An 11,020-nucleotide genomic window follows, 5' to 3' on the forward strand; every position below is an offset into this window, starting at 1 on the left:
CTGTAAATATATACATAAGTTAAATCATGCTCTCCGATCCGCTTAAAAAGACCATACGTACCGCTCATCAGCGGATCGCTGCCAGCCTTGAGGATTATAGACCCAGGCCGAGCCAAAACTACCTGGTGGCGGAAATAGCCAAAACCCTGGCTGGGGAGTATGACAAAAAACAACGGATCTGCGTTATCGAAGCAGGCACGGGTACGGGTAAATCCCTGGCCTATTGTTTGGGGGCCCTGCCCATCGCCCTCAAGGCAAATAAGAAGTTAGTTATTTCTACCGCAACTGTGGCGCTGCAAGAGCAACTACTATTTAAAGAGTTGCCATTTTTTGCCGAGCACAGTGGCCTGACCTTTAGTTATGACCTGGTAAAGGGACGAGGCCGCTATATTTGTGCCCACAAGCTGGAAAATGCCGTCAACGGCGATGAACAGCAAATGGCGCTAATGCCCACACTTAGCTCGCCGCTCAGTGAGATGGAGCAAAAATGCCTGAAGCAATTGCATCAAGCCTACAGCAATAAAAAGTGGCAGGGCGACAGAGACTCCTGGGCCGATGTAATACCGGATAGAGTCTGGGGGTTGATCAGCGGTGATAAGCATTCCTGCCAACGGCAGATGAAGGCACACCAAACCTGCCCCTTCCATCTGGCGCGCAATAAAATTGCGCAAATGGATGTACTGGTTGCCAACCATAGTTTATTGCTGGCAGACCTAGAGCTTGGCGGCGGGGTTATTTTACCCGAGCCGGAAAACTGTATTTATGTGATAGACGAGGCTCATCACCTCGCTCACATTACCCGAGACTTCTCCTCCGCCGCAGCGACCATCAAGGGTACCCAGGACTGGCTGGAGAAGCTGCTCAAGTTCAGCGGCAAAATGGCACAAGCCATTTTTAGCGCCAGTGCCGCCGGCAGCCAATTTAAGCTAAACGATGCCGTCGATGATATCGGTCGTGGCCATAAAGCCGTGTTGACCATGCTCGATAGCGCCGCCTATGAATACAATGAAGATCATACCTATCGCTTCGCCCATGGCCGCTTACCTGAGCAGCTTACACAGCAGGCACAGGACATAGCCGAGGCAGCAAAAACCGCGCTGCGCATCCTGAATAAAATGCATGAAGCGCTCAGCAGCGACGTTAACGACGGTGATGTGAAGGGCTTTATCGCCGAGCCCTTGTTGGCCGAAAGTGGCCAATACATCGCCCGTTTAGAAACCCTGTATAAACTTTGGTCCAGCTACAGTAAACACAGTGAAAGCGTGCCCCATGCCCGCTGGATAAAGCGCATGGAGTACAAAAATCACCATGATTACCTGCTCAGCGACTGCCCTATCGAAGTGGGTTTTTATCTTAAAGACAAATTATGGCGAGAGTGCGCCGGTGCCGTGCTCTGTTCGGCCACACTCACGGCTCTAGGTTCGTTTGAACATTTTGCCCATGAAAGCGGCCTGCGTGGCGAGCCCGGTGTTAAGTTTATCAAGGTGCCTTCACCCTTTGATTACCCGCAGCAAGCCCTGTTACATATTCCAAAAACCGAATGTGAGCCCACAGATAAAGCCTTTAGCGACTATCTGGTCAAGGCCTTGCCCCAGAGTTTACAAAAGGATCGCGCCAATCTAGTGCTGTTTGCCTCTTATTGGCAAATGCAGCATGTTGCCGAGCGTCTGCGCAAACAAGGCTGGGACATATTAATGCAGGGGGAAATATCCCGAGATGCCCTGGTGCGCCGTCATAAAAAACGCATTGACGATGGCCAAGGCAGCATTTTATTTGGTACGCAAAGCCTATCCGAAGGCCTTGATTTACCTGGCGATTACCTCACTAATCTGGTGATCACCAAGATCCCTTTTGCGGTGCCTACCTCGCCCATTGAAGAAGCTCAAGCCGAGTTTGTGCAAAGCAAAGGCGGTAACCCGTTTTTATCCATTACCGTGCCCGATGCGGCTAAGAAATTAGTGCAAAGCTGTGGTAGACTGCTGCGCAAAGAACGCGATAGCGGTCGCATTACTATCTACGACAGGCGTTTAGTCAGCAAAAGATATGGTAAGGCGATGCTTGATACCTTGCCGCCATTTAAAAGACAAATTGACTGATCATGTTTGAATTAGCGATCGACCCCTCTACTTGGGCAATACTGTGCGCCGTGGCACTGGCCGCCGGTTTTATCGATGCCATTGCCGGCGGTGGTGGCATGCTCACTGTGCCCGCTTTACTGACCGCTGGACTGCCGCCTCATTTAACCTTAGGCACCAACAAGTTGGCTGCCAGCTTCGGCTCACTGACCGCCAGCGTCACCTATTACCGTAAGCGCTTATTCGACCCGGCTTTTTGGGCTGGCTCAATTCTCGCCACCGCGATTGGTGCGGCCATAGGCACCTTGATCGTAGACCGTCTCAGCATCGAATTTTTAAATAAACTGATCCCCGTGGTGATCATCCTGGTGGCCATTTATTCTTTGTTTGGCAAGCTCAGCCCTGAGCAAAGCGATAAACTGCCCGTCCTCACCCCCTTACTGCGCGTAAAGCAATGGTTGCAAGGGTTAGCGTTGGGCTTTTTTGACGGCATCGCCGGCCCGGGCACAGGCACCTTCTGGACCGCCACCAACAGCGTTTATACAAGATGAACTTATTGCTGAACTGCGGCCTGGCGCGCTCGATGAACTTTGTCAGCAACTTTATATCCCTGATCACCTTTGTCGCCCTGGGTCATGTGAATTTTATCCTCGGCATTACCATGGGGATGTTTTTAATGTTCGGCGCCTGGCTGGGTGCCCATTCAGCCATTCGTTTTGGCTCTAAGGTGATCCGCCCGGTATTTAATACCGTGGTGATCCTGCTGGCGCTAAAACTTGTTTATGAGGCCTATCTCTAATGGCGCGTGCCGATGCCCTGACTCGATTAAAGCAGCAAGTGCAGCGTTTGCGCCACGATGCGGAGCAATTTGATAAGGCCAAGTGGTTTGCCAAAAACCGCTATATGCAGAACCAGCACGCCCTCTTTGAGCGTTCGGTATTCAATACCAGAAGTATGCAGTTACTCGACTATGTGGATGAAGTAGAGCAACAGCTTGAGCGACTCGGGCGCAGCGAACTACAAGCGGCGCGCCACCAGTACACTTTTGCCCTGACCCAATTAAGCGAGCAAATAGAAGCCATAGTCAAAGTATTAAAAGCTACGCCAGTTTGGGAAAAGGAAAATACCCCAAGTAGCCGGGCGAGAAAATACCAAAAGGCGGTGCAGCAGCTCATTCAGCCCACCAGTGAGCTCTATCAGGAGCTGGCCAAAAACCATGAGTTTGAACGCCGCTTAGAGCTGATGATAAGCGAACGTCGGCAGCTGTTACACAAGGCTCAGGGCGAGCAAGCAACCCAGTTAAATAAAGAAATATTGGCATTGCACGCACGTTTGGGACGCTGTCGTAAAGCCATAGGAGCCTGTGAAGAGCGCATTCAATACGCGGAAAAACAGCAAGCGCGATGAATGTATTTTATCATCCCCTGTATTCGGCACTGCCCTTACCGGCGCACCATCGCTTTCCCATACATAAATATCGGCTGCTATACGAGCGCTTGCTCGCAGATCCTGAGCTTGGCAAAGCTGTGCACTTACACTGCGCCGAGCCCGCAACAAAAGAGCAACTAGCTCGGGTTCACACACCAGAATATATAGATGACTTTATCGGCGGTACCCTGCCCGCCAGCGCCCAAAAACGGATAGGTTTCCCCCACGGCGACGCCCTGGTGGCACGTACCTTACAGTCTGTGGGCAACTCTCTGGGCGCCGCCTATTGTGCGCTGGAGCACGGCATAGCGGTAAACCTGGCCGGTGGTTATCATCATGCCTTTGCCGGCCATGGCAGTGGCTACTGTATCTTTAACGATCTTGCCATTGCCGCCCGTGAGCTAATACAACAAGGGCGTGTAGATACCGTGCTACTGCTTGATTTGGATGTCCATCAGGGCGATGGCAGCGCCAGTATTCTCGGCGATGACGCGGATATCATCACCCTCTCCTTGCATGGCGAGCAAAACTTTCCCCGTCTTAAACAAAGCTCGGATTATGATTTCCCGCTGCCGACTGGCTGCGACGATGCCCTTTATCTGGACACCCTGGAAACGGCGCTTAATCTGGTACTACGCCTGCATCAACCGGACATAATTCTGTGTAACGCCGGAGCAGATGTAGTTAGCGAGGATGAACTTGGCACCCTGTCACTATCACTTGATGCCGTTAGGCAGCGCGACAGCCTGGTTATGGACATGGCGAAACAAAGAAGCATTCCTTTGTGCTGTGCCCTCGGCGGTGGTTATCAACGCAACCTGACACGGGTAGTGGATGTGCATTGGCAGTTGTTGCTAAGCGCCTACCATACCTACAAGGAATAAACCCCGCAAGGCAAAAGGTATTTTCTGGACAGGGCTTTTGGGTGCGCTATGCTAATTGAATATCAATTAGATTTGGGCATAGAATTCATGAAGTTACATGACGATGTTCATAATTACTATGAAAGACTCCTAGTCGAAGAAATGGCGCTGCAGCAGTTGCAACAGCACTATGATGAAGATACCCTTGCGGATCTCAGTTGCACCGTTTTAAATCAGCTGCCGTCGCGGTATATCCGCTCCGATGTCAATATGTTGGTTTATTTGTCTGCAGAAGAAGCCGCCCACATGCAGCTGCAGGTACAGGCTGCGATCAAGTTAGCCCGCGGTTTAATAGCAAAGCGAGGAACCCATGGAGAATTCAGGCAAGCCCCTAGATAAGGCCCCGGATGACGTCAAACTGGCGGTCGATCTGATCATGCTGCTGGAGCAACATAATATAGATCCGCAGTTGGCCCTAAGCGCTTTGGAAATTGTCAAACGTGACCTTGAATTACGTGCCCTAGAAGCTTAAATAAGACAATAAAACTACGGCGCCAAAAGCCTAAACCTGAGCGCCGCGATATACACTCTAAATTTTTTCCCCAAGCTTAAATAAAGCGAACTCGCCCGGCTCCATTTTATGCCAGCATTCGTCATTGGTGAGCGGCCGCGTCGCTATCACTGTAACTATATCGTTGGGGGTGGTTTCTTCTTGAAAGTTCACCACCAATTCGGTGTCGATCAAGGTTGCCTTGCCAAAGGGAGCACGACGGGTGATCCAGTGCAAATTATTGGTGCAATACGCCAGCACATAGACGCCATCGGTCAACAACATATTAAACACCCCTTTCTCACGCAAGTGATGCGCTAATTTAGCCGCGTAGCGAAATACGGGGGCCATATTCGAGGGGCGCTTTGGATACTTTTCGCGAATTTGATCAAGTAGCCAACAAAACGCCAACTCACTGTCTGTGCTGCCTACCGGCTGATAATAGCTCGGCTTAAGGTCATTGTAATTGGATAACTGGCCATTATGGGCATAGGTTATTTCCTTGCCCCACAACTCACGGGTAAAAGGATGGGTATTCTCCAAACAGGTTCGACCGCGATTGGCTTGACGAATATGGCTTATCACCGATTTGCTTTTAATGGGATAGGCACGCACCAACTTGGCAATTTCCGACTCGGCGCTAGGCAAAGGGTCTTTAAACGAACGACACCCCTTGCCTTCATAAAAGGTAATGCCCCAGCCATCCGTATGTGGGCCGGTGTTACCGCCGCGCTCTAATAAGCCGGTAAAACTAAAACAAATATCGGTGGGGACGTTGGCCGACATGCCAAGCAATTCGCACACATAAGCTCCTAATAAAAAAAGAAATACTAAGGGTATTAAGAAAGTACTCGCCGCTAGCGAGTCAGGTACTAATAAAATTCATACCACAGCCCTATAATTAAACACAGGACTTGCAACCCCCATAGAGTAACGCTAATCTACTCGGTAGTGGTCAGACCTCTAACAAGGAATAAGATTATGACACTCCTATTTTTACTCGCGCTTATTGCGGTGCTGTCTTATGCCAGCTACCACAGAGCCAGTTACAACACCTGCCTGGGCTTGGCCGCTGCGACCATGCTTATCGGCACCTTTGCCGGTGCCTTTGGTTTTATCAGCTGGCTATTATTCTTGGTTATTGCGGTGCCTCTATCGGTTACCACAATTCGCCAACAATATATAACTCAGCCGCTGTTTAAGGCCTTTAAAAAAGTCACCCCCACCATGTCAGAGACCGAAAAGTCGGCCATCGACGCAGGTACCACCTGGTGGGAAGCAGACCTTTTCTGCGGTAATCCGAACTGGAAAAAACTACACCAATATCCAGCTCCCAAACTCAGTGCCGAAGAGCAGGCCTTCCTAAACGGCCCTGTGGAAGAAGTATGTGGCATGTTCAACGATTGGGAAGCAACCCATGAATTGACCGATCTGCCGCCCGAGGTATGGCAATACCTGAAAGACAACAAATTCTTCGCCATGATCATCAAAAAAGAATATGGTGGCCTGGAATTTTCTGCTTATGCTCAATCATGTGTACTGCAAAAACTCACCAGTAAATCGACCCTACTCTCTTCCATAGTTGGCGTGCCTAACTCATTAGGCCCGGGCGAGTTATTGCAACACTATGGAACCAAAGAGCAAAAAGATCATTATCTACCGCGACTAGCCCGCGGTGAAGAGATCCCCTGCTTTGCATTAACCTCACCGGAAGCCGGCTCAGATGCCAGCGCCATTCCTGATTATGGTGTGGTGTGTAAGGGTGAATTTAATGGCGAAGAAGTAACCGGTATTCGCCTGACCTGGAATAAGCGCTATATCACCTTGGCACCGGTTGCTACCGTCCTTGGTCTGGCCTTTAAAATGCAAGACCCCGATGGCCTGCTTGGCGATACAAAAGAGCTGGGCATCACCTGTGCGCTGATCCCAACCGATATGGAAGGCGTGGAAATCGGCCGTCGTCACTTCCCGCTGAATGTACCGTTCCAAAACGGTCCAACCCAGGGTAAAGACGTATTCGTACCCCTAGATTACATTATCGGTGGCCCAAAAATGGCCGGTCAAGGCTGGCGCATGCTGGTTGAATGCTTATCCGTAGGCCGCGCTATCACCCTGCCTTCTAACTCGGCTGGCGGCATTAAGTCGTTGGCTCTGGCAACCGGCTCCTACAGCCGTATTCGCCGCCAATTCCGCTTACCCATAGGTAAAATGGAAGGGGTTGAAGAGGCCATGGCAAAACTTGGCGGTTACGCCTATGCCTGTGACGCTGCAGTGACTATGTCGACCGGCGCCGTGGACTTGGGTGAGAAACCGTCTGTGGTTTCCGCCATCCTTAAATATCACCTGACCGAGCAAATGCGCGAGTCGACCATGCACGCCATGGATGTTCACGGCGGTAAGGGTATCTGTCTCGGTCCGAACAACTACCTGGGCCGCGGTTACCAGGGCGCGCCTATTGCTATCACGGTCGAGGGCGCTAATATCCTTACCCGTAATATGATCATCTATGGTCAGGGTGCGATCCGCTGTCATCCTTTCGTGTTGACCGAGCTTAACGCCACCACCATAGAAGACCGTAAAGAAGCCCTGGATGTGTTTGATAACGCGCTAATGGGTCATATCGGCTACACCATTTCTAACCTGGTACGTACCAAGTGGCTGGCCTTCACCGGTGCCCGCTTTACTTCGGTACCCTTTAAAGATGAAACTGCGCAGTTTTATCGCGATGCGGCGCGCTTCAGTGCCTCACTGGCACTCATGTCTGATATCTGTATGGCGGTGTTTGGCGGCTCATTAAAGCGTAAGGAACGTATTTCTGCACGCCTTGGAGATATGCTCAGCTACCTATACCTGGTATCGGCAACGCTAAAACGCTATAACGATGAAGGTCGCCGTAAGGAAGACTTACCTCTGGTGCGTTGGGCCTGCCAAGAGTATCTGTACCGTTGTCAACGTGCCTTGGCGGATCTGATCAACAATATGCCATCGGCACCACTTCGCGGATTGCTTAAGGTTGTACTCTTCCCATGGGGCCGTCCGGTGCGCAAGCCAACCGACAAGCAAGAGCATGTTATTGCCCAGCTACTGCAAACGCCAAACGAAACCCGTACGCGTTTAGCACAGCATATTTTCTTGAGCGAAGGGCCTAACAGCCTGTTAGGTAATCAAGAAAAAACCTTACGTGATATTCTTGCCGTCGAGCCACTGTTCGACAAGGTATGTCGCGCCACAGGTAAGAAACTGGCCTTTATGCAGCTCGATAAAATTGCCGAGCAAGGCCTCAAAGCCGGTGTGCTCACAGAAGACGAAGCGCAGCGTCTACGTGATGTCGAAAAGCAGCGTCTTGATGTGATCAATGTCGACGATTTCGACCCTGAAGACCTGCTTGCCGGTAAGGCTGCACGCAAACAAACAAGCAAAAAGGCGTCGGCAGCGTAAAGCTTCCTGACTCCCCTACTAAAAAGCCGGCCCAGCCGGCTTTTTTTATGCCCGTTAAATTTGCTAACAATTTATACCAATTCAATTAAATAGCTAATCATTCTAGCGGGCTAAATATCATGCTCACTGTGTTGGAATTTTTCTTTGTAGAATAACTACATAAGAAAGATTCCGCCTTGTGATCACATCATTTATCCAGCGCTATTTCTGATCACATACTTAACAGAATTGGTATTACTGGCTATAAATTCTACACTTTTCTTGCATTTACGCCTGCCAAGGCAAACACTATTAACGCTACAAAAAGCTATAACAACAACTCTAAGGATGAGAAGCATGTCAAAAACCCTAGTCGCGACCAGTTTGGCTGCCGCGTTAACCCTGGCCTTAAGCGGTTGCCAATCAAACACCTCCAGCACGGCTCAAAGTCAAACATCGACCCCAGCTCCCGTGGCAGCAAATGTTGCAGCTATCCCCACCTATAGCGCACAAACCTTTTTCGACACAGTAAGCCTGAGCGGCAACAGTTTTAACCACAGCGACGACAAGTTGCTGCTAAGCAGTGACGAAACGGGTATTTACAACCTGTATGAGGTCAAGGTGAGTGACGGCAGTCGTACCCAGATCACAGATGCACAAGACAGCACCTATAGCGTTGGCTATTTCCCCAAGGATGACCGTATCTTGTTTAGCCGCGATAACGGCGGTAATGAACTACATCACCTTTTTGTGCGCGAACTCGATGGCACCATCAGGGATCTGACCCCTGGGGAACAAACCCGCGCCGGATTTGCCGGCTTTAGCAAGGACGACGCCAGCTTCTATGTATTAAGCAATAAACGCGATCCTAAGTTTATGGATCTCTATAAATTTGATGCCAAAACCTATGACAACGAGCTGGTTTATAAGAATGAGCAAGGCTTTAATGTGGCCGCCATCAGCCCCGATGGTCGCTTTATCGCCTTAAATAAAACCAACAGTAATCGCGACAGCGATTTTTACCTGCTCGACACTCATAACCGCAGTGCCAAACCGACCTTACTTAGCGCCCACGACGACCCGGCCAATTACAATGCCTGGGGTTTTAGTGTCGATGGCCAGTCTCTGTATTATGCCACCGATGCCAAGGGTGAGTTTCGCCAGCTCTGGCGTTATGACTTAGCCACCAATGAACACAGCCTGGCGCTAAAAGCGGACTGGGACATCAGTTTTCTGCGCTTTTCAGAAACCGGACGCTATATGGTCAGTGGCATCAATGCCGATGCCAGCACCGAGGTCAGTATTTTCGACACCAGCACCAATAAACAGTTAACTCTGCCTAGCTCGCTTCCCAAGGGCACCCTTAGTGGCGTTGAGTTCAGTCATGACGAACGCTTTATGTCCTTCTATCTCAGCTCGGATACCAGCCCACGTAATCTCTATCACTGGGAGATCGGCAGCGATACGGCGCAGCGTCTGACCAGCACCTTGAGTAAGCAAATAGACGAAAACAACCTGGTTAACAGTGAAATTGTGCGCTTTAAGAGCTTCGATGGCTTAACCATACCCGGAGTGCTCTACAAGCCAAAACAGGCATCGGCAACCAATAAGGTGCCCGCGCTTATTTGGGTGCATGGCGGCCCGGGTGGACAAAGCCGCACCGGCTACAGCGCCATGCAGCAGCACCTGGTTAACCATGGCTATGCGATATTTGCGGTCAACAACCGCGGCAGCTCGGGCTATGGCAAAACCTTCTTCCACCTTGATGATAAAAAGCATGGCGAAGACGACCTGCAAGACATCATCTATGGCAAAAAGCATCTGCAAACCCTGGATTGGGTCGATGGCGACAAGATAGGCATTATGGGCGGCAGCTACGGCGGCTATATGACGGCAGCGGCGCTGACCTTCACCCCGGAAGAGTTTGAGGTCGGCATTAATATCTTCGGTGTGACCAACTGGGTGCGTACGCTCACCTCCATTCCACCCTGGTGGGAAAGCTTTAAGAAGTCGCTTTATGACGAAATGGGCGATCCGGCCACGGATGAAGCACGTCACCGTCGTATCTCGCCGTTGTTCCACGCCAAAAACATCACCAAGCCTCTGCTGGTAGTGCAAGGAGCCAACGATCCTCGGGTGCTGCAAGTAGAAAGCGATGAACTGGTAGCGGCGGTGAAAGCTAATGGTATTCCGGTTGAATACGTGCTGTTTGACGATGAAGGTCATGGTTTTAGCAAACGGGAAAACCGGATTGCCGCCTCTGACGCTTATGTTCGCTTTCTGGATAAGTACTTAAAGGGCGAATAAGCGATAGCTAACGGATGAAAAAGCCTGAATACGAATAGCTGGTGCCAGACACCGGCTATTTTTTTGCCTGGTTTTTCTTAAATAAAGACTATAGAAACTAAGGTTGTTAGGGACTTTTAAGGGAGAAGTATTGCTTAAGGGGAGAAGCAAATGGCGGAGTGGACGGGACTCGAACCCGCGACCCCCGGCGTGACAGGCCGGTATTCTAACCAACTGAACTACCACTCCGCAGTGGTATGCATTGTACATCATTAAATGGCGGAGTGGACGGGACTCGAACCCGCGACCCCCGGCGTGACAGGCCGGTATTCTAACCAACTGAACTACCACTCCGCAGTAATGATGTTTGTACATGTTATCAGGCTAAATGGCGGAGTGGA

The 11,020-nt window shown here is 50.5% G+C and carries 8 protein-coding genes, 2 tRNA genes and 1 pseudogene; 8 read left to right on the forward strand and 3 right to left on the reverse strand.

Going from position 1 to position 11,020, the window contains the following annotated elements:
• The first annotated feature begins 26 nt into the window (after nucleotides 1-26).
• From dinG to rsmS, 6 genes and pseudogenes are all read left to right on the forward strand, one after another.
• Nucleotides 27-2,096, forward strand: a complete 2,070-nt coding sequence (gene dinG, locus C2M17_RS09455) for an ATP-dependent DNA helicase DinG (RefSeq protein WP_105200553.1) — start codon at nucleotides 27-29, stop codon at nucleotides 2,094-2,096.
• 2 nt (nucleotides 2,097-2,098) lie between these two features.
• Nucleotides 2,099-2,874: pseudogene (locus tag C2M17_RS09460) on the forward strand (TSUP family transporter).
• Complete coding sequence (locus C2M17_RS09465; protein ID WP_105200554.1) at nucleotides 2,874-3,482, forward strand: primosomal replication protein; 609 nt, start codon at nucleotides 2,874-2,876, stop codon at nucleotides 3,480-3,482. Before C2M17_RS09460 ends, C2M17_RS09465 begins: the two are co-directional and overlap by 1 nt.
• Nucleotides 3,479-4,387 (forward strand): histone deacetylase family protein, encoded by a 909-nt coding sequence (locus C2M17_RS09470; RefSeq protein WP_105200555.1) that lies wholly within the window; start codon nucleotides 3,479-3,481, stop codon nucleotides 4,385-4,387. Before C2M17_RS09465 ends, C2M17_RS09470 begins: the two co-directional genes overlap by 4 nt.
• 87 nt (nucleotides 4,388-4,474) lie before the next feature.
• On the forward strand, nucleotides 4,475-4,765 hold the full coding sequence (locus C2M17_RS09475; protein ID WP_105200848.1) for a late competence development ComFB family protein: 291 nt from the start codon (nucleotides 4,475-4,477) through the stop codon (nucleotides 4,763-4,765).
• Entirely contained in the window at nucleotides 4,737-4,898 is a 162-nt protein-coding gene (gene rsmS, locus C2M17_RS09480; protein WP_105200556.1) for a pleiotropic regulatory protein RsmS, read from the forward strand. Before C2M17_RS09475 ends, rsmS begins: the two co-directional genes overlap by 29 nt.
• A gap of 57 nt (nucleotides 4,899-4,955) precedes the next feature.
• On the opposite strand, the gene C2M17_RS09485 is transcribed toward rsmS, so the two are convergent.
• Nucleotides 4,956-5,720 carry a class II glutamine amidotransferase gene (locus C2M17_RS09485; protein ID WP_105200557.1) on the reverse strand — a complete coding sequence of 255 codons (765 nt, stop codon included), beginning with the start codon at nucleotides 5,718-5,720 and terminating at the stop codon, nucleotides 4,956-4,958.
• Nucleotides 5,721-5,897: 177 nt separating this feature from the next.
• Between C2M17_RS09485 and fadE the strand changes: the two genes are divergently transcribed.
• Complete coding sequence (gene fadE / locus C2M17_RS09490) at nucleotides 5,898-8,354, forward strand: acyl-CoA dehydrogenase FadE (protein ID WP_105200558.1); 2,457 nt, start codon at nucleotides 5,898-5,900, stop codon at nucleotides 8,352-8,354.
• 336 nt (nucleotides 8,355-8,690) lie between these two features.
• Complete coding sequence (locus C2M17_RS09495) at nucleotides 8,691-10,640, forward strand: S9 family peptidase (protein WP_105200559.1); 1,950 nt, start codon at nucleotides 8,691-8,693, stop codon at nucleotides 10,638-10,640.
• A 151-nt stretch (nucleotides 10,641-10,791) separates the two neighbouring features.
• On the opposite strand, the gene C2M17_RS09500 is transcribed toward C2M17_RS09495, so the two are convergent.
• A tRNA-Asp gene (locus C2M17_RS09500) sits at nucleotides 10,792-10,868 on the reverse strand.
• Between the two features lie 28 nt (nucleotides 10,869-10,896).
• Nucleotides 10,897-10,973: transfer RNA gene (locus tag C2M17_RS09505), tRNA-Asp, on the reverse strand.
• Nucleotides 10,974-11,020: the final 47 nt, after the last annotated feature.

Origin of the sequence: Pseudoalteromonas sp. T1lg10, from assembly GCF_002964545.1 — a bacterium.
Lineage (GTDB): Bacteria > Pseudomonadota > Gammaproteobacteria > Enterobacterales > Alteromonadaceae > Pseudoalteromonas.

Bases quoted from the DNA above. Each gene is read 5' to 3' on its own strand.
- rsmS (WP_105200556.1), top strand. From the start codon at position 4,737: ATGGAGAATTCAGGCAAGCCCCTAGATAAGGCCCCGGATGACGTCAAA.
- dinG (WP_105200553.1), top strand. From the start codon at position 27: ATGCTCTCCGATCCGCTTAAAAAGACCATACGTACCGCTCATCAGCGG.
- C2M17_RS09475 (WP_105200848.1), top strand. From the start codon at position 4,475: ATGAAGTTACATGACGATGTTCATAATTACTATGAAAGACTCCTAGTC.
- C2M17_RS09495 (WP_105200559.1), top strand. From the start codon at position 8,691: ATGTCAAAAACCCTAGTCGCGACCAGTTTGGCTGCCGCGTTAACCCTG.
- fadE (WP_105200558.1), top strand. From the start codon at position 5,898: ATGACACTCCTATTTTTACTCGCGCTTATTGCGGTGCTGTCTTATGCC.
- C2M17_RS09470 (WP_105200555.1), top strand. From the start codon at position 3,479: ATGAATGTATTTTATCATCCCCTGTATTCGGCACTGCCCTTACCGGCG.
- C2M17_RS09465 (WP_105200554.1), top strand. From the start codon at position 2,874: ATGGCGCGTGCCGATGCCCTGACTCGATTAAAGCAGCAAGTGCAGCGT.